General features: G+C 64.8%; 27 protein-coding genes and 2 tRNA genes. 14 read left to right on the plus strand and 15 right to left on the minus strand.

All coding sequences use genetic code 11. The features are described from left to right. Positions 1–485 precede the first annotated feature (485 nt). Positions 486–1,013: a hypothetical protein gene (locus tag NSE01_RS20175; RefSeq protein ID WP_147161378.1), complete on the plus strand. Its 528-nt coding sequence runs from the start codon at positions 486–488 to the stop codon at positions 1,011–1,013. A 138-nt stretch (positions 1,014–1,151) separates the two neighbouring features. Here the strand turns inward: NSE01_RS20175 and NSE01_RS20180 are convergent. The 4 genes from NSE01_RS20180 to NSE01_RS20195 all read right to left on the minus strand — a co-directional run bounded on the left by NSE01_RS20180 (position 1,152) and on the right by NSE01_RS20195 (position 3,644). After that, positions 1,152–1,227 (minus strand) — tRNA-Lys (locus NSE01_RS20180). An 18-nt stretch (positions 1,228–1,245) separates the two neighbouring features. Next, entirely contained in the window at positions 1,246–1,725 is a 480-nt protein-coding gene (gene folK, locus NSE01_RS20185) for a 2-amino-4-hydroxy-6-hydroxymethyldihydropteridine diphosphokinase (protein WP_246135307.1), read from the minus strand. 28 nt (positions 1,726–1,753) lie between these two features. Continuing rightward, on the minus strand, positions 1,754–2,620 hold the full coding sequence (gene aguB / locus NSE01_RS20190; protein ID WP_147161379.1) for an N-carbamoylputrescine amidase: 867 nt from the start codon (positions 2,618–2,620) through the stop codon (positions 1,754–1,756). 163 nt (positions 2,621–2,783) lie between these two features. Continuing rightward, positions 2,784–3,644, minus strand: a complete 861-nt coding sequence (locus NSE01_RS20195; RefSeq protein ID WP_147161380.1) for a class I SAM-dependent methyltransferase — start codon at positions 3,642–3,644, stop codon at positions 2,784–2,786. Between the two features lie 135 nt (positions 3,645–3,779). Here NSE01_RS20195 and msrA point away from each other — a divergent pair, with 135 nt between their 5' ends. Next, positions 3,780–4,310: a peptide-methionine (S)-S-oxide reductase MsrA gene (gene msrA, locus NSE01_RS20200; protein WP_147161381.1), complete on the plus strand. Its 531-nt coding sequence runs from the start codon at positions 3,780–3,782 to the stop codon at positions 4,308–4,310. Continuing rightward, positions 4,307–4,672 (plus strand): MmcQ/YjbR family DNA-binding protein, encoded by a 366-nt coding sequence (locus NSE01_RS20205; RefSeq protein WP_218033310.1) that lies wholly within the window; start codon positions 4,307–4,309, stop codon positions 4,670–4,672. The genes msrA and NSE01_RS20205 overlap by 4 nt, the downstream gene beginning before the upstream one ends. A 3-nt stretch (positions 4,673–4,675) precedes the next feature. Here the strand turns inward: NSE01_RS20205 and NSE01_RS20210 are convergent, their stop codons facing one another. Further along, positions 4,676–5,944 (minus strand): RsmB/NOP family class I SAM-dependent RNA methyltransferase, encoded by a 1,269-nt coding sequence (locus NSE01_RS20210; RefSeq protein ID WP_147161382.1) that lies wholly within the window; start codon positions 5,942–5,944, stop codon positions 4,676–4,678. 71 nt (positions 5,945–6,015) lie between these two features. On the opposite strand from NSE01_RS20210, the gene NSE01_RS20215 reads away from it, so the two are divergent. Further along, positions 6,016–6,192 carry a DUF1674 domain-containing protein gene (locus NSE01_RS20215; RefSeq protein ID WP_147161383.1) on the plus strand — a complete coding sequence of 59 codons (177 nt, stop codon included), beginning with the start codon at positions 6,016–6,018 and terminating at the stop codon, positions 6,190–6,192. Positions 6,193–6,250: 58 nt separating this feature from the next. Here NSE01_RS20215 and NSE01_RS20220 read toward each other — a convergent pair whose 3' ends face one another. The 3 genes from NSE01_RS20220 to dksA form a co-directional block, all read right to left on the minus strand. Then, the gene (locus tag NSE01_RS20220; RefSeq protein ID WP_147161384.1) at positions 6,251–7,744 is read right to left on the minus strand and encodes an ABC transporter substrate-binding protein; all 1,494 of its coding nucleotides are present in this window, start codon (positions 7,742–7,744) and stop codon (positions 6,251–6,253) included. Between the two features lie 88 nt (positions 7,745–7,832). Further along, a complete protein-coding gene (locus NSE01_RS20225) occupies positions 7,833–8,195 on the minus strand; it encodes a PilZ domain-containing protein (RefSeq protein ID WP_174812073.1) in 363 nt (120 codons plus the stop codon). 212 nt (positions 8,196–8,407) lie between these two features. Next, positions 8,408–8,866 (minus strand): RNA polymerase-binding protein DksA, encoded by a 459-nt coding sequence (gene dksA / locus NSE01_RS20230; protein ID WP_147161386.1) that lies wholly within the window; start codon positions 8,864–8,866, stop codon positions 8,408–8,410. Positions 8,867–9,127: 261 nt separating this feature from the next. Here dksA and NSE01_RS20235 point away from each other — a divergent pair, with 261 nt between their 5' ends. Then, positions 9,128–9,478, plus strand: coding sequence for an SEL1-like repeat protein (locus NSE01_RS20235; protein WP_147161387.1), 351 nt, complete (start codon positions 9,128–9,130; stop codon positions 9,476–9,478). 23 nt (positions 9,479–9,501) lie between these two features. On the opposite strand, the gene NSE01_RS20240 is transcribed toward NSE01_RS20235, so the two are convergent. From NSE01_RS20240 to NSE01_RS20260, 5 genes are read right to left on the minus strand one after another with little or no spacing between them, the layout of a single operon-like run. Further along, positions 9,502–10,644 (minus strand): GNAT family N-acetyltransferase, encoded by a 1,143-nt coding sequence (locus NSE01_RS20240; RefSeq protein WP_147161388.1) that lies wholly within the window; start codon positions 10,642–10,644, stop codon positions 9,502–9,504. Further along, on the minus strand, positions 10,641–11,432 hold the full coding sequence (locus NSE01_RS20245; protein WP_147161389.1) for a glycerophosphodiester phosphodiesterase family protein: 792 nt from the start codon (positions 11,430–11,432) through the stop codon (positions 10,641–10,643). Before NSE01_RS20245 ends, NSE01_RS20240 begins: the two co-directional genes overlap by 4 nt. Next, positions 11,404–11,868, minus strand: a complete 465-nt coding sequence (locus NSE01_RS20250; protein WP_147161390.1) for a RidA family protein — start codon at positions 11,866–11,868, stop codon at positions 11,404–11,406. The genes NSE01_RS20245 and NSE01_RS20250 overlap by 29 nt, the downstream gene beginning before the upstream one ends. A 6-nt stretch (positions 11,869–11,874) precedes the next feature. Then, positions 11,875–12,510: an HAD family hydrolase gene (locus NSE01_RS20255; protein ID WP_147161391.1), complete on the minus strand. Its 636-nt coding sequence runs from the start codon at positions 12,508–12,510 to the stop codon at positions 11,875–11,877. After that, complete coding sequence (locus NSE01_RS20260; RefSeq protein WP_147161392.1) at positions 12,510–12,755, minus strand: DUF3572 domain-containing protein; 246 nt, start codon at positions 12,753–12,755, stop codon at positions 12,510–12,512. Before NSE01_RS20260 ends, NSE01_RS20255 begins: the two co-directional genes overlap by 1 nt. A gap of 96 nt (positions 12,756–12,851) precedes the next feature. On the opposite strand from NSE01_RS20260, the gene NSE01_RS20265 reads away from it, so the two are divergent. Then, positions 12,852–13,214, plus strand: coding sequence for a response regulator (locus NSE01_RS20265; protein WP_147161393.1), 363 nt, complete (start codon positions 12,852–12,854; stop codon positions 13,212–13,214). A 7-nt stretch (positions 13,215–13,221) separates the two neighbouring features. Here the strand turns inward: NSE01_RS20265 and NSE01_RS20270 are convergent, their stop codons facing one another. Further along, complete coding sequence (locus NSE01_RS20270; RefSeq protein WP_246135308.1) at positions 13,222–13,851, minus strand: Pycsar system effector family protein; 630 nt, start codon at positions 13,849–13,851, stop codon at positions 13,222–13,224. Between the two features lie 103 nt (positions 13,852–13,954). Here NSE01_RS20270 and NSE01_RS20275 point away from each other — a divergent pair, with 103 nt between their 5' ends. From NSE01_RS20275 to NSE01_RS20290, 4 genes are all read left to right on the plus strand, one after another. Further along, positions 13,955–14,194, plus strand: a complete 240-nt coding sequence (locus NSE01_RS20275) for an acyl carrier protein (RefSeq protein ID WP_147161404.1) — start codon at positions 13,955–13,957, stop codon at positions 14,192–14,194. Between the two features lie 122 nt (positions 14,195–14,316). Continuing rightward, positions 14,317–15,516 (plus strand): serine palmitoyltransferase, encoded by a 1,200-nt coding sequence (gene spt / locus NSE01_RS20280; protein WP_147161394.1) that lies wholly within the window; start codon positions 14,317–14,319, stop codon positions 15,514–15,516. Continuing rightward, positions 15,516–16,319 (plus strand): GDSL-type esterase/lipase family protein, encoded by an 804-nt coding sequence (locus NSE01_RS20285; protein ID WP_147161395.1) that lies wholly within the window; start codon positions 15,516–15,518, stop codon positions 16,317–16,319. Before spt ends, NSE01_RS20285 begins: the two co-directional genes overlap by 1 nt. A 76-nt stretch (positions 16,320–16,395) precedes the next feature. Further along, on the plus strand, positions 16,396–18,090 hold the full coding sequence (locus tag NSE01_RS20290; protein WP_147161396.1) for a tetratricopeptide repeat protein: 1,695 nt from the start codon (positions 16,396–16,398) through the stop codon (positions 18,088–18,090). Between the two features lie 4 nt (positions 18,091–18,094). On the opposite strand, the gene NSE01_RS20295 is transcribed toward NSE01_RS20290, so the two are convergent. Next, the gene (locus NSE01_RS20295) at positions 18,095–20,224 is read right to left on the minus strand and encodes an acetate--CoA ligase family protein (protein ID WP_147161397.1); all 2,130 of its coding nucleotides are present in this window, start codon (positions 20,222–20,224) and stop codon (positions 18,095–18,097) included. A 139-nt stretch (positions 20,225–20,363) separates the two neighbouring features. Between NSE01_RS20295 and NSE01_RS20300 the strand changes: the two genes are divergently transcribed. From NSE01_RS20300 to NSE01_RS20315, 4 genes are all read left to right on the plus strand, one after another. After that, positions 20,364–20,437 (plus strand) — tRNA-Gly (locus NSE01_RS20300). A gap of 200 nt (positions 20,438–20,637) precedes the next feature. After that, positions 20,638–21,873, plus strand: coding sequence for a tyrosine-type recombinase/integrase (locus NSE01_RS20305; RefSeq protein ID WP_147161398.1), 1,236 nt, complete (start codon positions 20,638–20,640; stop codon positions 21,871–21,873). A gap of 525 nt (positions 21,874–22,398) precedes the next feature. Continuing rightward, on the plus strand, positions 22,399–23,307 hold the full coding sequence (locus NSE01_RS20310; protein ID WP_147161399.1) for a tyrosine-type recombinase/integrase: 909 nt from the start codon (positions 22,399–22,401) through the stop codon (positions 23,305–23,307). Positions 23,308–23,311: 4 nt separating this feature from the next. Further along, a partial coding sequence (locus tag NSE01_RS20315) for an IS91 family transposase (RefSeq protein ID WP_147161400.1) occupies positions 23,312–24,176 on the plus strand: 865 nt, incomplete at its 3' end.

A 24,176-nucleotide genomic window follows, 5' to 3' on the forward strand; every position in this document is an offset into this window, starting at 1 on the left:
GACTCTAATCCCAGCTGGTGGAAAGCTGGGGGTCACGTCACTGCAGCTTCGCCTGAAGTCAGCCCAGCTATGATCGAATGGAGCCGGGCGAGTTCCTTCCGGCAGCGAGCCTTGCTGCGCAGCACCTCGGCGATGCGATCAGCTGAGGCGATGCTCCGGGCCGTCTTTGTTACCTTGGAGGGGTCTAGCTCCGCTTGCTCCTGAGCGCTGCGGGAGTTGGCCCTTCCGGATAGCTTGTTCCGTTGGCGAATGCCTAGCCTTTGCTGCTGTCCAATCGCAACGCTGCTTCTGTTTAGCATCGAATTCATCGATCGTTCCTTTTCCAGAGGTTTAGTTTGGATGCGAAAATTCACTTCCACCGTTCCACTTTACCGATTTGATGAATCCGGCCGTTTTTGGGCCTTTCTGGAGATGCGATTCCTCATTTCACGCTTGAAACGAGGGGAATTCGTACTTATGTGTCCGCTCAGGAGGGACACATTAGCTTGATCATCGATCCATCAGACAAAAATCTGTTTAGGCGGAAGCAATCGCCAACCGCAGCCAAGCGGATATTTCGAGAGCAGGCGGATCTCATTCACCAAGGATGGGTCAAGCGCCTTCGCGAGTTAGAACGCTTGGGGGGCGACCAGAGCACACTTGCCGAGCATCCCGATGATTGGATGCAGCGCCACACTTACCGGTTAGTGAAGTGGCTGATCGCGCGAGGCCATCAAGGCATACTCGCAGCGCTGGTTGACGAAGTGGAAACTCGGCACGGCTCTCGCAATGACATAAGTGATCAGCCCTTCAAGCAGGCACTTCTTGCGATGTTTTGGGGTTACGAACGCCGACCGGGTGAACCACTTCTTGATCGAAGGCGAAGGTCCGAACTCGGCGATGCAATGGCTTACGCTCGGTTGCATGGTGTGCAATCGAAGCATTTCTGCGGGTTTGCAAAGCAAGCTGGATTGAAGCGCATCGCAGCAAAGTTGAAGGCAGGCCACCGAGAGCCTGGCTTTAAAGTCGCCTGAACGTGGTCAATTCCCATTATATCTAGGCCGAGCCGATTGCCCTGCAATGCCCAGATCTGCCTTGCCGCGTGGTTGCGATGTGGTTGCCAGACCGCTTCACCAATTCTCGCAACCGCCAGATAAGCCATTGATTTTAAATGGTGAGCCCTGCTGGGTTCGAACCAGCGACCTACTGATTAAAAGTCAGTTGCTCTACCGACTGAGCTAAGGGCCCCACGCAGACGGGAGCGCATCACCTAGGGGTGGGGCGGGGCCGGGTCAAGCGGGCGTGGAGGTGGCGGATGGTGCAAGTGCGGTGCGGATCGCGCCAATCCGGTGCGACCTTGGCGGCGGGAGTGAGGACAAAGTCGCGCTGGCGGAAGAGCGGGTGCGGGATTGTGAGCGTCTTGCTGCGCCATGGGCCGCCGCTCCACAGGATGAGATCCAGATCGAGCGTGCGGGCGCCCCAGCGCTGTCCGCGGCGGATGCGGCCGAAGCGGGCTTCGATCTGCTGGAGCAGGGCGAGGAGCGCGGGGGGATCGAGCGGGGTCGCGATGCGCGCGGCGGCGTTGGCGTAGCGGCGGCGCGAGGGGCCGACGGGAGCGCTGGTGATGATTGGCGAGGCGGCTTCGATGGTGAGCCCCTCCCCCGCCATCGCAGCGAGCGCGGCGCAGAGAACCTTGGGCGGCGGCCCATAGTGTGGATGCCGCTGGTTGGAGCCGAGCGCAATCAAGTAACGCTCGGCTCCAGCGGACTGGGCTTCAGATATCTTCGGCAAGGCGGGTGTAGAGCTGCGGGCGGCGATCGCGGAAGAAGCCCATGCCGGCACGGTGGCGGGCGGCTTCGGCAAGATCGAGGGTAGCGACGAGGACGCCGGTTTCCTCTGCGCCATATTCCGCCAGAAAATCGCCCCACTGATCGGCGATGAAGCTGTTGCCGTAGAAGCGCTGCGGGGGCGTACCCGCCACGCATTCGCTGCCGATACGGTTTGCGGCGATGACCGGCATGCAGTTTGACACGGCGTGGCCCACCATCGCCCGGCGCCAGACGCGGCTGGTATCGAGGTTCGGATCGTAGGGCTCGCTGCCGATGGCCGTGGGGTAGAACAGCACTTCGGCGCCCATCAGCGCCATCGCGCGGGCGCATTCGGGATACCACTGATCCCAGCACACGCCGACGCCGATGCGGGTGCCGAACACGTCCCACACCTTGAAGCCGGTGTTGCCGGGCCGAAAATAGTACTTTTCCTCATAGCCGGGACCGTCCGGAATATGGCTCTTGCGGTAGGTGCCCATGATCTCGCCATCGGGGCCGATCATCGCGAGCGTGTTGTAGTAGTGGTGCCCCTCGCGCTCGAAGAAGCTGGTGGGGATAGCGATTTTCAGAGTGCGGGCGAGCGCCTGCATCGCCTTGACCGAGGGGTCTTCTGCCAGCGGATGCGCGAGGGCGAACTGAGCCTCGTCCTCGACCGTGCAGAAATAGGGGCCGGCAAAAAGCTCGGGCGGGAGCACGACCTGCGCGCCCTGCCCTGCGGCCTCTTCCACCAGCGCGGAGACCGCGGCGATGTTGGTCTGCGCATCAGGGGCGCCAAGCGCGAGCTGGAGGGCGGCGACGGTGAGCTGGGTCATGGGCGGGGAAGTGGTGCTTCCGCGAGGGATTGTCAAAGGGACTTCCACCGCGCTTCGTCATTGCAAGCGTAGCGACGCAATCCAGTGCCGCGCAAAACCGCTCTGGATTGCTTCGCTACGCTCGCAATAACCAAGGTCAGGGTGACGTGGGCCCCGCGCCCGATCAGGGCCGCTTGGCGAATAGCAGCGTCATGCGGTCGCTTTCGCCGATGGCTTCGTACTTGGCGCGGTCCTTGTCCTTCTGGCTGAGGACGGGCGGGAGCGTCCACACGCCGTCGGGCCAGTTGGCAGTGTCCTTGGGGTTCGCGTTGATCTCGCTCTTGGCGACGAGGCGGAAGCCGTGGGCCTCGATGAGGGCAATGACATCGGCCTCGCGCATGTAACCCATGGTGCCGAGCGTGTAGGAGGCGGGCGCATCGGGCTTGGCGCGGTGTTCTTCGATCCCGAGGAGGCCATCGTCCTTGAGCAGGGCGCGGATCGCGGCGAGATCGTTGTAGAGGAAGCCATCGGGCCACATGTTGTGAACTTCGCGCATGATCATCACACGGTCGACCGTGCCCTTGCGTTCGGCGGGGACGGCATCGAGCGTGTAGGCCGGGATGCGCGCCGCGGGGACGCCGGTCCAGCCTTCGGCCTTGCCGGGAAAGGTGGAGGGGAACGTGGCGAGGCGATCGCGCGTTTCGCCGGACGCGGAATTGAGGTTGGCAGTGAGGCCGATGTAGGTGCCCTTGTCCCCCAGATAAGGGACGAGGATGCGCGTGTACCAGCCGCTCGAGGGCATGTAGTCTGCCACTGTCATACCCGGCTTGATGCGGAAGAACGCCAGCGTTTCAGCAGGATGGCGGAAGGCATCGCGCGGGCGATCCTTGTCGCGCCGGGCATCGGCGAGGACTTTGGCCATCGCGGGATCAGCAGTGACGCTGGCCGGCACTTCGGGCGCCGCATGAAGCGCGGCAGGCACGCCGATTGCGGCGGCAAGCAGGAGGGCGGGAAGCAGGGCAGCTTTATGCAGCGGCAGGGACATGTAGGTAACTCCGGAGACGATTCGCGCGAAGAGGCAACCTAAGCGGGCACGAGACGATGACAACCGCATCGTTCGTTCCTATCTCGCGCGGCGTGATCATCGGGGCATTTGGCCCCGGCAGCAAGGAACAAGTGAATGGCGCAGGCAATCATGGCGGGCGGGTGCTTCTGGTGCACCGAAGCGGTGTTTCGCGACGTGGTCGGCGTGATCGATGTCGAGAGCGGCTATATCGGCGGGACGAGCCCGAACCCCACCTACAAGCAGGTGTGCAGCGGGACGACCGGCCATGCCGAGGCGATCCGCGTGACCTATGATCCGGAGCAGCTTTCGCTCGACGACCTGCTCGACATCCATTTCGCGACGCACGATCCGACGACGCTGAACCGGCAGGGGGGCGACGTCGGGACGCAGTACCGCTCAGCGCTGTTCCCGACCGATGACGAGCAGCGCGCGGCGATGGAAGCAGCGATCGCGCGGGCGCAGGCAGCCAATCCGAAGCCGGTGGTGACGGTGATCGAAGGGCCCGCGGAATGGTGGCCTGCGGAAGACTACCATCAGGAGTATTGGCAGGGCGAAGGCCAGCGCAATCCCTATTGCCTCGCGGTGATCCCGCCCAAGCTGCAGAAGCTGCGCAAGAGCTTTGCCGCGAAAGTGAAGGCGGATTGATAACCTACGAAGCCTTCAACACCTATTGCGCTGCCCTGCCCGGAACGACCTATGTCTGCCAGTGGGGCGGCGCGCACGTGTGGAAGGTGGGCGGCAAGGTCTTTGCCATCGGCGGATGGGCGGACGGACGCATCGGCATCACGTTCAAGGTGAGCGAAATCGGCTTCGAGGTGCTGAAGGACGCGCCCGGACTGCGGCCCGCGCCCTATCTGGCCTCGCGCGGGCTGCTGTGGCTGCAGCACCATGATCCGGACGCGATGACGGATGACGAAGTGCTGGACCTGGTAGAGGCATCATACCGGCTGATTGCCGAAAAGCTCCCGCGCAAGGTACGCGCCGGTCTGGGTCTCGGGCAGATTTGAAGGCTACTTCCCCCACATCGCGGCGAAGAAGCCGTCGATCCCGCCATGTTCGGCGAGCATGCCGGGATCGCTGCGGAACCAGCCTTCAGGCGTGGGGGCAAGGCCGGCGGGAAGCTGATCGGCGGTGATGGGAACAGGGCCAAGCGCCTTGACCCACGCCGCCTGCGCCTCGCCCTCGCCCGGTTCCAGCGAACACACCGCATAGACGAGCCGGCCATCGGCGCGGATCGCGCCCGAGGCGCGTTCGAGGAGACCGCGCTGCAGGTCTTCGAGGCTGGATTGGTCGATGAGGCGGTGAAGCACGTCCGGGTGGCGGCGGCAGGTGCCGGTGGCGCTGCAGGGCGCGTCGATCAGCACGGCATCGAAGAGTTCGGAAGGCCGCCACTGCATCGCATCGGCTGTCACGATATCGACCGAGAGGCCGACGCGCGCGACATTCTCGTGCAGGCGTTCGAGGCGGCGGGCGGACTTGTCGAGCGCGGTGACCTGCCAGCCGGCGGCAGCAAGCTGCATCGTCTTGCCGCCCGGCGCGGCGCAAAGATCGAGGACGCGGCGGCCCTCGCCGGGGCCGAGCAGGCGCGCGGGGACCGAGGCGGCAAGATCCTGCACCCACCAGGCGCCTTCTGCGAAGCCTTCAAGGCTTTCGATGGCGCCGCCACGCGCAAGACGGACGTGGCCGGGGGCCAGCGAAATGCCGCCGAGGCGCTCTGCCCATTCGGCGGTGCGGGCTGCATCGCGCAAGGCAAGATCGAGCGGCGGCGGGACCGCAAGGCCGGCGGCGATGGCTTCGACCCGGCTCGGCCAGGCCGTGCTCCAGCGTTCCTGCGCGGCGGCGGGGAGTGTGGGGCTGGCGGGGAGACCATCTCCGCGCAGAACGGCAGAGAACACCCCATGCGCAAGGCGGCGCGGGCCGCCGACAAGCAGCGGCAGGCCAGTAGCAATCACCGCGTGCGGCGGCAGGCCGAGGCGCAGCGCCTGCGCAAGCATGAGCCGCAGGACGCTGCGGGCCTTGGCGTCTTCGGGCAGAATCTGCCGGGTCGCGCCATCGATCAGGCGGTCGAGATCGGGGAGCCAGCGCAGCGCTTCCTGCGCGATGGCAAGCGCGAGGGCGCGGTCATCGCCGCGCTCGATCGCGCGCAGTACCGGCGGGGCGGCCTGATCGAGCGGATCGCCACGGCGCAGCACGGCATCGAGCAGGCGCAGCGCAGCGCGGCGAGCAGGGACGCCGGGAAGGTCATCGCCGGAATTCGGGGAATGGGGAGCACGGGCCATTGGTGAGCCTATCGCGCGCGGTGCCCCCTTTGGCAATTGCGCATTGCGGCGGCGCTTGGCAGGGAGGGGCCATGGATAAGGCAACACCCCGCGCCACCAAGCGGCCCGGTTCGTTTACCCGGCCCGAGCACTGGTCCACCACGCCTGCGCCCGAGCCGCGCGAGGCCGAGAAGCGTGATGATCCCGATGGCCTTGATCCCACGCGCTTCGGCGATTGGGAGCGGAACGGGATCGCCATCGACTTTTGAGGGGTGGTGTTGGCTGCGGTCTACCGGAGCAATGGCCCTTGGCCTCCGGATCCGCACTCTATTTCGGAAGCGCGGCCAGCGGCGGCAGCGGGTGCCAGCCCCAGGGATTGAGCGCAAAGCCCGCAACCCCGGCGCGCACCAGTGACCAGCGCAGCGGCCGGGCAATCGGGATATAGGGATTGGCCGAGGTGATCTGGGCCTCCGCTTCGCCCAGCAGCCGCGCCCTTTCGCGCAAGTCGGCGGTCTGGCGGGCCTGCGCGAGCAACATGTCTCCTTCCATGATGCACGCGGGTTTGTGCACCGAGCAGGCGAGCTGGTTGAGGAACCACGAGGCGCGGCCATAGCGCGCGGTGGCGTCGATCAGGCGCAGTTCGGCAGGCTTGTCTTCGCCCACTTGCACCGCAACGACGCCGATGGCCTTGAAATCCGCCGCGATGCGATCGATCACTCGCCGCGTGCCGGGACCGTTCGGCGCGGCGATGCGGAGCAACGGCGCAGGCTTGCCGCCGGCCATGAAGCGCGTGACGCGCTCGGCCGCGAGTGCGCGGCGCTGTTCGAGCGCGACGCCGACCCAGCGTTCGCCGACGGTGCCGGCATCGCCTTCGACCCCGGCAGAAACGATACGCGTTGTGGACTGCCAGCCGGCAATGTTGAAGGCGGCGATGATCGCATCGCGATCGATGGCGAGCGCCAGCGCCTCACGATTGGGGACTTCGGAAAGGAAGCCCTGATCGCTATCGACGAGGAGGCCGAACATGCCGATGACCGGATCGAGCTGCACGTTGCCGCGCGCAAGCCCGGTCTGTTCGGTGAGCGGAATCGAATCGATACGGCCCCCGAGCACGAGATCCGCCGCGCCTTCGTTGAAGCGATCGACTGCCTTGTTTGCGGGCATGAAATCGACCAGCAGGTTGCGCGCGCGGCTGGAGAAGCCTTCTTCCGGCGCGAGACCGCGCTTCTCCGGCGGGATCAGCGAAAGTTCGGCCCCGCCGCGGCGGCGAGCCAGCCCCATCGGTCCGGCGCCGCGGCCGGCATAGGGCATGCCAAGCTCTGGCTGCGCGAGCAGCGTGAGCAGATCGGGCACAGGTGCGACAAGATCAACCTCGATCACCCGGTCGGCCATGACGCGAACCTGCTCGATCGCGGCAAGATCGAGGCCCAGCGCGGTGCCCTTGAGCTGGGCGAGGGCCTTGCGCAGCGCGGCAGCAGCGGTTTCGGCGGTGATTCGCGAACCGCCGGGCCAAGTGCCATCGCGCAGGCGGAAGATGTAGCTCTGCCCGTCGTCGGTGATGATCCACCGATCGGCGATGGCCGGGACGATGTGGCCCTCCGCGTCAAACGCGACAAGGCCTTCGACAGTCGCCCCGCGGATGGTGCGAGCGGCGGGAGACAGGCGCAGGCTACTGGTATCGAGCGCGGTGCGATCGCCGATCAGGGCAATCGGGAGCGGCCCTTCGCTGCGCCGCCCACAGGCCGAGACGCCCAGCACCAGCGCACCGAGCCCGGCAAAGGCCAGAGCGGCAGCCACGGAAAGGCGGGAGGCACGCACCATCACCCGTGGTGCTAGCACAGGGGGCAGCGTCGGTCAGCGCCGGAAGGGCGGCATGACCGGGTGAATCGTCAGAAATTTCTGTGGGCGATCAGATCTTGCGCAGGCGCGCGGGATCAATCGTGGCGATGACGGGCTTCACGAAGCGCGGCGTGGAATTGGGCTGGACGGCGATCGGCTCGCGCGCAAGCTTGGGATCAATGTCTTCGATGAACGCGATGCCGAAGCGGTTTTCCTGGATCCAGGCGACGACGCCAGCGACCCAACCGATATTGCGCAAGTTGATTTCGAGCTTGGCGCCGCGGGTGACCTTGACGTGCCCTTCGGCCATCATGCCGCCACCCGAAAGGTTGCGGACCTTGACGCGGTGCTCGTCGCCCGCCCCGGCCAGACGCACGTCCGCCATAAGAAACAGGCTATCACGCCCTACCTGCCGATGATCGAGTTCAGTCACGCCGGGTTTCCGTCTCATCTGCCTAAGGTGGCCCCCACGATCAGCACGATGATCCGCACTGAACGCAACGAGGAAAGTCGCAGAACTTTCTCCCGGATTGCTAAGCGAGGCTGGCTAACGGAATCTTAAATTGGCGCAGCGTTAAGGTGTTTTTGCTTATGCTGTACCGGAGCGGGACACTCTGCAGGCAAAGCGTTTCCGCCCCCGGAAACCTACATATCGCGGGAGATTTTCTCGCGCCGCTCGTGCGCTTCCTGCGCTTCGACGGTCATCGTGGCAATCGGACGGGCGATCAGACGGCCGAGACCGATCGGTTCACCGGTCACTTCGCAATAACCATATTCACCTTCATCGATCCGGCGCATCGCGGCATCGATCTTGGCAATCAGCTTGCGCTGGCGATCACGCGTGCGCAGTTCGATGCCCCATTCGGTCTCGCTCGAGGCGCGGTCGTTGAGATCAGGTTCTCGGATCGGACCGTCCTGCAGCGCCGACAGCGTGCCGGCTGAGGCTGAGAGGATCGACTTCTTCCATTCAAGCAGAAGGCGGCGGAAGTAGTCCTGCTGCGCTTCGCCCATGTAGGGTTCATCATCGGACGGGAGATAATCGCCGGGCATGGCCCGGCGTGCCTTGGCCAGAACGTCGATTTCATCACCCAAAACACCAGCCATTCCGGCCCTCCAAGCAAATGCTCTTGCGACCCCTAGCCGCCGCGACGCCCGATGACGGACGCTCGCGGCTCCCGGTTTGGCGCGCCTATAAGCAAGTCACGGAATCCGTACAAGGTTTTCCTCAGGGCCAGCACCAAGTTGTACCCAGCCCCCTCACCTAGGTTCTTTTTTGCGGCGTTAACCACTTGTTGACCAAGATTGTTGACTTTGTCCGTGCCCGACCAAGCGAGTTCAACGGTTCGGGGGGACAGGGGAATGGTTATGGCACAGACTTGGATCAAGCTGGTTTCCGATACCGAAGCTTCCGCCGGCGCTTCTGAAAACGCCGCCACCGACACGCTTGTCGCGACCTGCCTTGCCGCTGCGGCCGCGGGCGACATGGACGCGCTGTTCGACCTTGGCGTCGCCTTCTCGACCGGCAGCCACGGTGCGCCGTGCGATCTGATCGAAGCACACAAATGGTTCAATCTCGCCGCAGTCGGTGGCCACGAGGAAGCGGCGACCTGCCGCGCCGAAGTTTCCGACGACATGACCGCGCGCGAAATCGCCGAAGCCCAGCGCCGCGCCCGCGAATGGCTGCGCATGATGCGGACCGACAGCCAGGCGGCCTGAACGCTCTCTGATTACCCCCTCCGTCAGCCCTTCCTGAAGGGCGTGCGTTCGCCGAGCCAGAGTTGCTCCTGCGCCACGCCCTGCCGTTCGCGTTCGAGGAAATCGGCGACGGCACTGCGGAAATTGGGGTCGGTAATGTAGTGCGCCGACCATGTCGGCACCGGCTTGTAGCCGCGCGCCAGCTTGTGCTGGCCCTGCGCTCCCGCTTCGACACGGCTGAGGCCCAATGCGATCGCCGCATCGATCGCCTGATAATAACACAGTTCGAAGTGCAGGAAGGGCTTGTCGACGACCGCCCCCCAGTAGCGCCCGTAGAGCGCTTCCGATCCGATGAAATTGAGCGCCCCGGCGATGGGTTGCCCGCCGATGAAGGCCATGACCAGCAGGATGCGGTCCGCCATGCGTTCACCCATGAGATCGAATGCCTCACGCGTGAGGTAGGGCCGGCCCCATTTGCGCGCACCGGTATCCTGATAGAACTGCCAGAAGGCGTCCCAATGTTCGGGGCGGATCGCATCGCCGGTAAGCTGGCGGATCTCCACCCCGTCCTGCGCTTTCGCGCGTTCCTTGCGCAGGTTCTTGCGCTTTTCCGAGGAGAGCGCGCCGAGGAAATCGTCGAAACTGGCGTACCCGTCGTTGTCCCAGTGGAACTGGGTATCGGTGCGCAGCAACCACCCGGCTTCCTGAAACACCGGCAACTGGCCGGGTTCGATGAAGGTTGCGTGGGCGGAGGAGAGCTTGTTCTGCTCGCAGATCTGTTCGGCAACGCGCAGCAGGGGGACGCCCAGAGCGGCCAAACTTGCGGGATGCTCGCTCGTCAGCAGGCGCGGGCCGGTGGCCGGGGTGAAGGGAACGCTGATCTGGAGCTTGGGGTAATACTGACCGCCCGCGCGGTGCCAGGCATCGGCCCAGCTGTGATCGAACACATATTCGCCCTGGCTGTGGCCCTTGAGATAGGCGGGAAGCGCGGCGGCGGCGACCCCGGCCGCATCCTCGATCACCAGAGGCAGCGGCGACCAGCCGCTGCGCCCGCCCACGCTGCCCGATTCCTCAAGCAGGGTGAGGAAGGTGTGCGTGGTGAAGGGATTGCCCTCCCCCGCGAGCGCATCCCACTCAGCGGCGGGAATTTCGCCGACAGCGTGATGGACGCGCGCGGTAATGCTCACGCCCGGCTGGCTTTCGTGATCCCCGCCCCCTCCGCGATCGGACCATCGCCGTGCTTCAGCGCGCGCTGCATGAGATCGGGCGTATTGACCGTCCAGGTGAGCACCGGAAAGCCGCGCCGCTGCTGCGAACCGGCAAAGCGGCTGGGCATGTCGGTGATGTCGTAGGCGAGGAAATCGGGCTGGGCGCGCCACAGCATGATGTGGCGGCGGGTGCGGGCAAACAGCGTGCGGCTGCCCTCCTCCATCATCACGAGGCCGCGCACGACGTGGCTTGAATGGCGAGCGAACCAGCGCGAGACGCGCGGATCGAAGCTCATCACCGCGACCGGGCCGCGATAGCCTTCGAGCATGCGGCGCACGGCAAGGCAGATCGCCGGAATGCGCGTGGAGGGACGCGTCTTGACCTCGATCAGCAGCGGAACGCGGCCGGCGACCAGATCGAGCAGCTGGCGTAGCGAGGGGATGGTATCCTCGTCATTGCCGATGATCCTGATCTGGCCAAGCTTGGCCGCGCTGCGTTCGATGACGAGGCCGGTTTCGGCCGTCAGTCGATCAAGCTCCCAATCGTGGAAGACCATCGCTTGCCCGTCGCTGCTGCGCTGGACATCGCATTCGATGCCGAACCCGGCCTCGATCGCCGCGGCAAAGGCGGACAGCGCATTCTCTGGCAAACCGGGGCCATGCAGACCGCGGTGCGCATAAGTCACGCCCTTGAGCCAGGCCACCTTCTCCGCCTGCGGCGGCGGGGCGAGCAGACGATCAAGCAGGATGGAGAGCAAATACAGCATCGATTTCCACTGCGCAGCCGAGGGGGAGCGAAGGCACGCCAACAGCGCTGCGGCTGTGCTTGCCGGCATCACCCAGCACCGCAACCATGAGTTCCGAGGCGCCATTGGCGACCTTGGGCTGGTCGGTGAATTCGGGGGTGCAATTGACGAAGGCGCCGAGCTTCACGACGCGGGCAATGCGGTCCAGCGAGCCGAGCGCGGCATTGGCCTGCGCAAGAAGCATGAGCCCGCAGCCGCGTGCAGCGTCGTAACCCTGCTCGACGGTGAGATCATCGCCGAGCCGGCCCTTCACCAGCGCGCCATCGACGAACGAGACCTGACCCGAGACGTAGAGGAAGCCGCCCGCTTCCACGGTGGGCACATAGGCCGCGACCGGTGCGGCCGGCACGGGCAGGGTGATGCCGAGTTCGGCAAGTCTGGCAGCGGTTTCACTCATCGTCGTTTACTCCCCAGATCCATCTTGGGTGATGCGGTCCATAAGCCATGGCAGCGCGTGCTCCCACTGGTCGATACGGGCATGGGCGTGGCCCTTGACGTGCGCGCAATCGATATGGCGCGCGATCATCGGTTCGCCGCAAAGGTGCAGGCGGCTGACATGGGGCGCAATTTCCATCACCGAGCCGTGGTGCTGCGGCAGATCATCAATGAACACCGCGCGGCTGGGCTGGTATTCATCGAGGATCGCCTTGAGCGCCGGGCCCTTGGGGCCCTGGTTGGTGAACACGCGGGCGTTGATGCCGACATCCATGAGCTGGCGCGCGCGGGCATCGCGGCGCTCGTCGGTGAGGTTGGTCAGGATCACGATGTCAGCGTGCTGGGCCAGCGCATTGATCCCTTCGACCGCGCCGGCAATGGCGCCCTGACGGTGCATCTCGGTATCGAAGAAAAGGCCGAGCAGGCGCCAGATTTCCGGCCCCGGAACTGGATCGCCGCTGCCGGCATAGCGCATGGCACGGCTGAAATCGCTGTCTTCCATCACGAAATCGATGCCGTGATGTTCCCCCAACCATTCCTTGTAGGGCACGATCATGTGCAACAGCACTTCATCGCAATCGCTGATTACCAGCGGCTTCGTCATCACAATCTCTCCCGGGTGGCGGCGAGCGTGGCCGGGGACATGCCCAGCGCTTCGGCCGCCGCAATCAGATCTGCCTCATGCCCGCAGAGGAATTCGAGTACCGCGCCCTGCACTGAAGGATCGCCAAGCCCGGCACGGAGTTCCTCCGGCGTGAGCCCGGTGAGCGAGAGAAACCGCTCGGCCCGGTCGCCATCACCAAGCACCCAGCCGAGCGCCTGCAGCGCCGTGGCAGCAGGATCGGGCATAGGGGCGACTTCGCGAGCGATTGTCAGGGCCTTCCGGTGTGACTAGGCGTGTACCAAGGGCGACATGAGGATGCGCCATTAGGATACTGGGGCTCAGTGGCAAAAAGAATACTGGTTGTCGAGGACAACGACCTGAACCGCAAGCTGTTCTGCGATGTGCTGAAGGCTGGCGGGTTTGCCGTCGAGCCGCTTGGCGACGGGCGCGATGTGCTTGTTCGCGCACGGGAATTTGTGCCGAACCTGATCATCATGGATATCCAGCTGCCCAACATATCCGGGCTCGAACTGATCGAAGCCCTCAAGGGCGACCCCGGCCTGCGCCCGATCCCGGTGCTGGCGGTGACCGCCTATGCCGGCAAGGGCGACGAGGAACGCATCCGCGAGGCCGGCGCGGAAGGCTATCTCGCCAAGCCCGTTTCGATCGGGCCATTCATGATGGCGGTAAAGGCGCTGGTCTGAGGAGCGCTTAGCCCCGCGCCAGCAGGTATTCCGCCGCGAACACGATCACTGTCAGCGTCAGCCCTGCCATGAACAGGCGGTAGGCATAGCCGAGGTAGCGGTACTTCTTGTGCTGGAGGACCTGACCGTTCTGGTACATGTCGTGGAGCATGGTGCGGAACACCGTCTCGTCCGCGCGCAGATCAGCGAGGATGCTTTCGGTCCACTCGTCCTCGTCCATCGCGGTGAACGTACCGAAGAACAGCTTGTTGGGCCGGGCGTTGATCTGGCTGGAGCGGGAGGGGCGGCCGATCGAGGGCAGCACCGCCATGACCGCGCACATCGCCGAAGCGAAGGCGAACGCGGCGAGCACCAGCAAGGCGGCAGGTAGGTGACCGTTCTTGGCCTGCCCCATCGTGATCGTGAAGACCACGAACGTCGCCCCCATCAGCAGCGAGGCCTTGGAATCCGCCATCTGGCTGAGCGCGAGATTGAGCGTCTGCGCGGTGCGCACGAGGTGGATCGCGTGGTTCGAGTAGCCCGAAGGGGAAAGCGGCGAAGGAGCAGCCTTGGGCGGCTCGGGTGTGGATTGATCGGCCAGCTTCGCTCTCCCCCGCGAAATGCCGCGCCCCGCTGCACGGCGTAACAAAGCTGCCATACTCGGCTTGCGCTTGACAAGCGATGCCACTGGCCGCTTTTCAGCCTTATTCTTGGGGCAAGGGCGCCCTCACAGTTGGAGAATGAAATAAATGGCCAATTCCGTGGATCGCGCTGCCACCGCCGCCCGCATTGCCGAAGTGATCGAACCGTTCAACAAGAACGCGATCGCGATTGATGAGACGACCTCGTTCGCCGGCGATCTGGAGTGGGACAGCCTCACGGTCATGGATTTCGTGGCCGCCATCGAGGATGAATTCGACATCATCATCAGCATGAACCAGCAGGCCGAGATCGAGACCTACGGCCAGCTGATCGATGCCGTGACCAAGCTGCAGGGCTGAAATCGAGCCGCCCCCACTTCCGCTCGTCCTGAGCCTGTCGAAGGACGCTGACGCAGCGCCTGATGCTTCGACAAGCTCAGCATGAGCGGGGCTGGGATGGGGATCTGGATATGGAAACAGTAATGACTGACCTCTTCTCGAAGTTCGATCCGCTGATCGAGACGCGCCGTTCGCTGCTGGCGACGGGCGTGACCGATCCGTTCAGCCTGGTGATGGAGAAGGTGCTTTCGCCCACCACGGCGATCTGCAGCGGGCGCGAGACGATCCTGCTCGGCACCTACAACTACATGGGCATGACCTTCGACCCCGACGTGATCGCGGCGGGCAAGCAGGCGCTCGATGATTTCGGCGCGGGCACGACCGGCAGCCGCGTGCTCAACGGCACATATGCGGGCCACCGCGCGGTGGAAGAGGCGCTGAAGGAATTCTACGCCATGGATCATGCCATGGTGTTTTCGACCGGATACCAGGCCAACCTTGGCATCATCAGCACGATCGCGGGCAAGGGCGATTACATCGTGCTCGATATCGACAGCCACGCCTCGATCTGGGATGGCTGCAAGATGGGCGACGCCGAAGTCGTGCCCTTCAAGCACAACGATATCGAGGCGATGGAAAAGCGCCTGCGCCGCATTCCCGAAGGCGCGGGCAAGCTGGTCGTGCTCGAGGGCGTCTATTCGATGCTGGGCGATATCGCGCCGCTCAAGGAAATGATCCGCATCGCCAAGTCCTACGGCGCGATGGTGCTGGTGGACGAAGCGCATTCGATGGGCTTCATCGGCCCCAACGGTCGCGGCGTGGCCGAGGATCAGGGCGTGCTGGACGATGTCGATTTCGTGATCGGCACCTTCTCCAAGTCGGTCGGCACGGTTGGCGGCTTCTGCGTTTCGAACCACCCGAAGTTCGAGATCATGCGCCTTGTCTGCCGTCCTTACGTGTTCACCGCGAGCCTGCCGCCGAGCGTAGTGGCAACCGCCGCCACCTCGATCCGCAAGCTGATGCACGCCGGCAACAAGCGCGCGCATCTGTGGGAAAACTCGCGCACGCTGCACGGCGCGCTAACAAAGCTCGGCTTCAAGCTGGGCACCGAAGAGCCGCAGAGCGCGATCATCGCGGTCATCATGCCCGATCTCGAGCGCGGCGCGATGATGTGGGAAGCACTGCTGCGCGAGGGGCTCTACGTGAACCTCGCCCGGCCGCCCGCAACGCCGGCGGGAATGACCCTGCTGCGCTGCTCGCTCTGCGCCGAGCATACGGCCGAGCAGGTTCAGGTCATCGCCGGCATGTTCGAGCGCGCGGGCAAGGCAGTGGGCATCATCTGATGCGCCGCGGTCTGCTGCTCGCCGCTACGCTATGGACAGCTCCAGCGCTGGCGCAGACCGCACCGATCGCGCCCCCGGCGTTTCCCCCGCCCTCCCCACCCGTCACAGCGCCGGGCGACGGGATGCTGGACAAGCCCTGCCCGGATCAGAAGGGGCTGTGGTTTGGCCATCCCTATGTGAAGGCGAACGACTGGGCGTGGGAATGCAAGTACGCCGAGGCGGACAAGCAGCTCGCGGCGCCTCCGCGCGTGGTGTTCATCGGTGATTCGATCACTGAAGGCTGGGTGCCGCTGGCCCCGGCGCTGTTTGCTGGCGGCGCGGTGGGGCGCGGGATCAGCGGACATACCAGCCCGCAAGCCCTCGTGCGGTTCTATCAGGATGTGGTGCGGCTGCGCCCGCGCGTGGTGCACATCATGATCGGCACCAATGACCTCGCCGGGAACACCGGGCCGAACAGCGCCGAGATGTACCAGAACCACGTGATGGCGATGGTCGATATCGCGCGGGCCAACGGCATCGGCGTGGTGCTGGCCAGCATTTTGCCCGCCGCGAAATTCCCGTGGAAGCCGGCACTGAGCCCGGCGAAGCAGGTCGTGGCGCTGAATGCGTGGCTGCGCGATCTCGCGAGGGTGCGGGGTGCGGTCTATGCCGACTACCACGGCGCGCTGGTCAACGCCGAAGGGGGGATGAACCCCGACGTGGCGCCCGATGGCATCCATCCCAACGCCAAGGGCTATGCGATCATGGAGCCGATCACCCGCGCGGCAATTGCCGAGGCGGAGAAGATGGCCGCGCCGCGCTAAAACCCTTTCCGCGCAAATACATTGTCATGTCCCCACGCCCGTGCCAGCCTCCGCACGGGGCGAGGGAGACAGGGCGTTGAGCAAAGGGCATTTCCATTCGATCATCGGTGCGGCGCTGATCGGGCTGGCGGCCCCGGCATTTGCGCAGGCGGGCCACGACATGCAATCCATGTCCACCGGCAAGCCGCTGAGCGAGGCGCAGACGTCAGACGGAGCGGCCAAGGCAGCGCCCCATGCGGGCGGCGACCATGCCGATCACGCCTCGCACGACGACAACACCGTGCCCAAGGTGCCGACATTGCTGACGGGGTACGGCATCGGCGGATTTGCCATAGCGACCCCGGTGCCACAGGCGCAGGCGTTCTTTTCCAACGGGCTCGAACTCGGCGCGGCCTTTGCCCACAAGGCGGCCATCGCGGCGATGGGCGAAGCGGTGCGGCTCGATCCGGCCTGCGCGATGTGCCTTTGGGGCCAGGCGCTCGTTTCAGGCCCGACGATCAATTATGGCAGCGAGCCCAAGGAACGCGCGCCGCTGCTGGAGATGGTGCGCAAGGCCAAGACGCTGGCGTCAAAAACAGGAACGCCGCGCGAGCGCGACCTGATCGATGCGCTTCTGCTGCGCTACCAGCCTGGCCAGGACGTCCACGCGCTTGATGTGCGCTATGCCGCCGCGATGCGAAAAGTGGCGGCGCGCTATCCGGCAGACAACGAAATCGCGGTGCTGACGGCCGATGCGCTGATGGTCTCCTCGTTCAAGGAAGGCGCGGACGATTTCGACCACGATGCGATCGACGGCGCGGTCACGCTGCTTGAAACAGTGCTCGCCCGCGCGCCGGAACATACGCCCGCGATCCATTTCTACATCCATGCGACCGAAGTTTCGGGCGAGCCGGCCAAGGCCGAGCGCTATGCGGACAAGCTGGCAGGGCTGGCGCCCAATGCCAGCCACCTCGTCCATATGCCGAGCCACACCTTCTTCTGGGTGGGCCGCTATCAGGATGCGGCAGATACCAACTGGCGCGCGGTGGAGATCGGCAAGGCCAACGCCAAGCGGCTGGGCCTGCCCGAACCCAAGGGCGTGTGGGACTTGCCCTACCACGCGCACAACGTGATTTTCGGCCTCGGCGGCGCGATGATGGCGGGCGACGGACGCACCGCGCTCAATCTCGCAAGGCCGCTGGTGGAGCGATCCACCGAGCGCGAGAAGGCCGAGCCATTCTCGCAGATGCTGGCGGCAGCGGGTTACTTCGCGATGGCGCGGTTCGATGATCCGGCGGCGGTGCTGGCTCTGGCCGAGCCCAAGCTGCCCTACCTCAAGGCCGCGCGGCACTATGCGCGGGGCGAGGCGATGGTGTGGCTGCGCGATCTGGCGGGCGCGAAGGCCGAGCTGGCCGCGATCCCCGACCACATCGCGGACAAGGGCAAGGACGGCAAGATCGACCGCGCCCACCGCGCGCCCGAGCAGATGCTGGGCATTACGCGCGGCGTGCTGGAGGGCCGCATTGCGATGGCCGAGGGGCGCGCGAAGGACGCGGTGAAAGCGTTTACGGCGGCGGCGGATATCGAGGAAACCAAGGACTTCATGCAGTTTTCCGATCCGCCCGCGTTCTGGTATCCGGTACGGCGCGACGTAGCGGCGGCGCTGCTGGCATCGGGCGATGCAGCAGGCGCGCGGGCGGCGGCGGAAGCCTCGCTGCAGCTGCGCCCGCGCGATCCGGTGGCGGAGGATCTGGTGCGCCGCGCGGCAGGGATGCTGCCGGCGGTGCATTGAGGCTTTACCCCTCGACCAGCATCAAGGCATCAAGCGCAACCACGCCCTGCCCCTTGGGATGCAGGATCACCGGGTTGAGATCGACCTCGCGGATCGAAGGTTCGGCGCGCAGCACGCGGCCCAGCGTGACGATGAGCTGCGCCAGCGCCGTCACATCGAGCGCAGGCGCGCCGCGATAGCCTGAGAGGATGGCCGCACTCTTGAGCTTCATCAGCTCGGCCTCGACTGCCTCGACGGTCATGTCCGCCGCGAGCAGGCGCACATCGCCGAGGATTTCGGCAGTAACGCCGCCAAAGCCCGCAAGGAGGACCGGACCCCATTCCGGATCGTTCTTCGCACCGACGATCATTTCGACCCCGCGCGCGCCCATCGCCTCGATCAGCACGCCATCGAGCCGGATTGCCGACGAATAGGCCGCGACGCTGGCGTGCATCCGCTCCCACGCGGCGCGTACGGCGGCACCGTCAAACAGGTTGAGGATCACGCCGCCCGCATCGCTCTTGTGGCTGAGCGCGGCGGCCTGCGCCTTCATCGCGACCGGGTAGCCGAGTGCTTCGGCGGCAGCGACGGCTTCATCGGCGCTGGCAGCAAAGGTGCCCGCCGGGAAGGGAATGCCGAGCGGCCCGAGCAGGGCCTTGGCCTGATACTCGGGGATGACGCCGGCGTGATCAGCGAGGCCGGGGACGGCCAGCGCCGCCTCGGCAGTGGTGCTGGTATCGCGCGCGGACCACTGCGTCAGCCGGGTGATCGCCCGCAGCGCGCGTTCGGTCGTCGGGAACCACGGCACCCCGGCCGCGCGCAGTTGGGCGATGTAATCAGCCGGAACGATGGCGCCTTCATCGAGCCCCGCGAAGATCAGCGGCTTGCTGAGCGGGCGCGTGGTTGCGGCGGCAAGGATCGGCGGGAACTTGATCGCGCAAGTGACCGGCTCGGCCTGGATGATCCCGGCGAGCACCGCACCAACGCGCGGATCATCGAGCAGCGCATCGAGGCAGCGGGTGTAGATCGCCGGTTCGGACAGGCCCTGCGCGGTGATGTCGAGCGGATTGCTGACCGGCACGAACGGCGGCAGCGCGGCGCGCAGCGCGGGCGAATCCGCATCCCCCAGCGGCGCGAGCGGCAGACCGAGCGTTTCCGCGAGATCGAGCGTCAGCGCCTTGAACGCACCGGATTCGCCAAGCACAGCCGTGTGGCCCGCCGGCAGCGCAGGGCAGCGCAGCGCGATCTCGGCGATATCGCCCAGCTCTTCCAATGTCTCGGCCATGATGACGCCGGCACGGGTGACCTTGGCGCGCATCAAGGCATAGTCGCCCGCCATGGCCCCCGTATGCGTCGCGGCGGATTCGCGCGCGGCGCTGGAGGTGCCGGGGTGCAGCAGGACGATCGGCTTGCCCGCAGCAGCAGCGCGCGCAGCCGCGGCGAGGAAGCGCTCGGGCTTCCTGAACTGCTCGACGATCATCGCGATGACGTGAGTGTCCGGCTGGTCGATCAGCCATTCGACATAGTCCTCGACACCGCTGGCAGCCTCGTTGCCGGTAGAGACCGAGTAGGACACGCCGCAGTCCCGCGCGAGGAGGACGGTGCCGAGCACGGCAGCCATCGCGCCCGATTGCGAAACGACGCCGATGGCGCGCTTGCCCGCCGGGGGACGCGCGTCCGTCTCGACGAACGTGAGCGGGATGCGGTCGACGTAGTTGACGAGGCCGAGGCAATTGGGCCCCTCGACCACCATGCCCGTTTCGTGGGCAATGCGCGCGATCTCGCGCTGCTCGGCAAGACCCTCGGCCCCGCCCTCGGCAAAACCGGCGGCGAAGATGACCACGCCGCCCACCTTGCGCGCGGCGAGCGCCTTCACCGCATCGAGCACACCCGCGCGCGGGATGGCGAGGACGGCGGCATCGACACCCTCCGGCAGCGCCTCGATGCCAGGCAGGCAAGCGCGCCCACCAAGGCTCTCGCGCTTCGGGTTGATCGGATAGATATCGCCCGCGAAGCCGTTGGCATCGAGATTGGAGAGAAGCGTGGTGCCAAGCGCGCCGGGCTTGTCTGAAGCGCCAACCACCGCAACCGAACGCGGCCGGAGCAGCCGCTCGAGCGCCGAAGACAGGGGGGCGGACTGGGCAGAATCGGGCACTTCACTCTCCGGATTAGGTTATATCGTATAACAATAGCCGCTGCGACGAGACAGGGCAAGACGCACGACATTTGGGGGCCGGGCGTGCAGGGTGGACGGTTGACGGGAAGGCGCGCGGCATGGCAGAGGCGAAAACGCTGCGGGTATAGCTTAGTGGTAAAGCACCAGCCTTCCAAGCTGGCTATGCGGGTTCGATTCCCGCTACCCGCTCCAGCCCTCCCTTCCATATTTGTCCCGATAAGTCTATAAAACCCTCGGAAAACCTAGAGTTTTTCGCCATAGACTGTCCGGACTCATCTCTAAGTTTCCCGCTGCATCCGGCTCATTTGGGGGCCACTTCGGGGGCCAGAGCTTTCCGGGCAATTCGATTGGCCCCCAGCTGGGGGCCACGCGTCGGGAAAGGACCAGGGACGATGCCGCTGACCGATGTTGCAATCAGAAACGCCAAGCCCCGGCCTAAGCCTTACAAACTCGGCGATTCTCTCGGCCTGTTCCTGCTGGTGCAACCCGCTGGCGGAAAGTTGTGGCGGCTGAAGTATCGTGTCGATGGAAAGGAGAAGAAGCTCTCTATCGGAAGCTACCCCGAGGTTGGGCTTGCCGAAGCGCGGCGCAGGCGGGATGACGCCCGGGAGCTGCTGTCATCCGGCAAGGATCCATCACGGGAAAAGAAGCGCAAGAAGGTGCAGGCGCAGATCCAGGCGGAGACCACCTTCGCTGCAATCGCCGCTGAATTTTGTGAAAAGCGCAGGCGTGACGGCCAGAAGGCTTGGGCACCGGCGACAGCCACCCGAAGCGAGTATCTTCTTTCGTTGCTCAAGGGGTCAATCGGTAAGCTGCCCATAGCCGATATCGAACCCGCCGACGTGCTGTCGGCGGTCCGCAAGATTGAAGGGAAAGGGAAACTGGAAAGCGCCCGCCGCACGCTTCAGCTGGCGAGCGCCGTGTTCCGCTATGCGGTGGCGACTGCCCGCCTTTCTTCCGACCCAACCCGCGACCTGAGGGGCGCGCTAACGGCACCTACAGTCACCCATTACGGGGCAATTATAGATCCTGTTCGAGTGGGCGAGCTGCTGCGCGCTATCGACGGTTACGAGGGACAGCCGATCACCAAGCTTGCGATGCAACTGGCCCCACACGTGTTCGTCCGGCCTGGTGAGTTACGCCATGCCGAATGGGCCGAATTCGATCTGGAAGGTGCGCTGTGGACCATTCCGGCCAGCAAGACCAAGATGCGCAAGGACCACCTCGTCCCCCTCTCTCGGCAGGCCATAGCGATCTTGGAAGACACCCGCACGCTGACCGGTCCCGATGGCTTCGTCTTCCCCTCGATCCGCTCGCGCAAGCGCCCAATGAGCGACAACACGATCAACGCTGGCCTGCGCCGACTCGGTTACGCAACTGACGAAATGACGACCCACGGTTTCCGCGCCATGGCCTCGACCTTGCTCAACGAAAGCGGCAAGTGGCACCCCGACGCGATCGAGCGCGCGCTGGCCCACGGCGACAGCGACAAGGTCCGTGCGGCCTACCATCGCGGCGCGCATTGGAAGGAGCGAGTAGCCATGGCGCAATGGTGGAGCGACTACCTCGATCAGCTACGCCAGGGAGCGCAAGTACTTCATCCAGAGTTCGGTAAGGCCGTTTCGTAAAACGGTGACGGATCAGCCACCGGCAAATCACGATTTGAGTGGCAAGGCTTTGTTTTCTTTTGTGAGCACGCCCATTTTGGGCTGGTGCGATTTGCTGTCTAAAGCGAAAATCACGGTCAAATCACTTTGACACCAACCTCTATTTCTGACATTTTTATATTCAATTCAATAATTTATGAACCGAAGCCCGCTGCGTACGGTGTGCTTGTAACCCAGGCTCCATCGAGGCTGTGAAGCTTCATCTTTAATTCGCGCAGGATATGGAGCCTTATTCGTTGCTGCTGCAGCCAAGCGGCGCTTGAGCGTGTCGTATTTGCGGGACTCGAGGCGCCCGCTGTCACGGATTGCCAGTTGATCTCACCGATGGGTTTAGCGAGCATCTGACTCTGGGACTTGTACGAACCCGCTGGCGCGGGAGTGGTGCTTTCCTTGAGGTCAGGCCAGTGATCGGCGGTCTGGGTCCTAGTTGAGATCTGACCCGAGTAGGCAGACGATTCCGGCTCCTTTCAAGCAAGGAGTCGTACCATGATCAATGTTTTGTCAGATGCTCCCGTCACTTCGCTGCGTCAGCGCATGATCGAAGACATGAACATGCGCCGCTTCACGCGGAAGACCCAGTTCGATTACGTGCGGCATGTCGCGAGGTTTGCCACCTATCTGGGCCGTCCTCCCGATACCGCGACGGCAGAAGAACTCAGGCAATTCCAGGTCGAACAGCGCGAGGCGGGCATAGGGATCCCGACCATGAACAGCCTCGTTTCTGCGCTGCGTTTCTTTTTCACGCACACCATTGATCGCCCGGATCTGTCCCGCAAACTCTACACGGTCAAGAATCCGCGCTCCTTGCCCATTGTCCTCAGCCGCGACGAAGTCTTGCTTCTGCTTGGCGCGACCAACTGCCTGAAGCACAAGGCTGCACTGTCCGTTGCGTATGGCGCTGGCTTGCGCGCCGCCGAAGTGACGATGCTGAAGGTCCGCGATGTCGACAGCAAGCGCATGCTCCTGCGAGTGGAGCGCGGTAAAGGCGGGCGCTATCGCAATGCGCTCCTGCCCACTGACCTTCTTGCTATTTTGCGTGAGTGGTGGACGGTTGGCCGCAAGCAGGGCGTCATGCACGCCGATGGCTGGCTATTCCCGGGAATGCACTATCTCAAGCCGCTCAGCACCAGGCAGCTCCATCGCATCGTCGTCGATGCCGCAGAGGCCGCAGGTATCAAAAAGCGGGTCGGTCCACACACTCTGCGGCACAGCTTCGCCACGCATCTGCTTGAAGACGGCGTCGATATTCGGATCATCCAGGCACTGCTTGGGCATGCGAACCTCGAGACCACCGCTTTCTACACCACGGTCGCAACTCGGACCGTGCGCGCGGTCATCAGTCCGCTAGACAAGTTGACGACGCTGCTCGAGCCGCAGGTGGCTCCTCCCGGCTGAGCCGATGCGCGCCTCGCTCGAGGTCGCCGACATCTTCCGTAGCGCCGGGCCCGCCTATCGCGCAGCCCACGCCGGGCATCTCAGCCTCGGCCAGCTCAAGGTCATAACGGCGATCGAGAACTGCCGCTCCGCCGCGCTGGGAGGTCACGTCGAAGCCTGCGATGATTGCGGGCACTGGCGGATCGCCTATAACTCCTGCCGCAACCGGCATTGTCCCAAGTGCCAGGGCGCTGCCGCGCGCACTTGGCTGGCCGCGCGCGAGGCCGATCTGTTGCCAGTGGGCTTTTTCCCCGTCGTCTTCACGCTGCCTGCCGAGATCGCCGACATCGCGTGTCAGAACAAGGCGGTGGTCTATGACCTGCTGTTCCGCGCTGCCGCGGACACGATGCTGACCATCGCAGCCGATCCCAAGCACCTCGGCGCGCGGGTAGGGATCACCGCTGTCTTGCACACATGGGGATCGGCGCTGACCCACCACCCGCATGTGCACATGATCGTACCTGGCGGTGGCATCGCGCTCGACGGCACGCGATGGATATCATCGCGCCCTGCGTTTCTGCTGCCGGTGCGTGTGCTGGGCGCCTTGTTCTGCCGGCTGTTCCTCACCCGCCTTTTGGCGCTGTTCGCTGCCGGCAAGCTGTCCTTCTTCAGCGCTCAGGCACATCTTGCCGCCCGCAAGGCCTTTCTGCGCCATCTCTCGCCCATCCGAAAGAAACGCTGGGTGGTCTATGCCAAGCCGCCCTTTGCCGGGCCGCAGGCTGTGCTGGCTTATCTCTCGCGCTACACGCACCGCGTTGCCATCTCAAACCGCCGCCTCATTGCGTTCGACGAGACCGGTGTGACGTTCCGGTACAAGGATTATCGCCGCG

Origin of the sequence: Novosphingobium sediminis, from assembly GCF_007991615.1 — a bacterium.
GTDB lineage: Bacteria > Pseudomonadota > Alphaproteobacteria > Sphingomonadales > Sphingomonadaceae > Novosphingobium > Novosphingobium sediminis.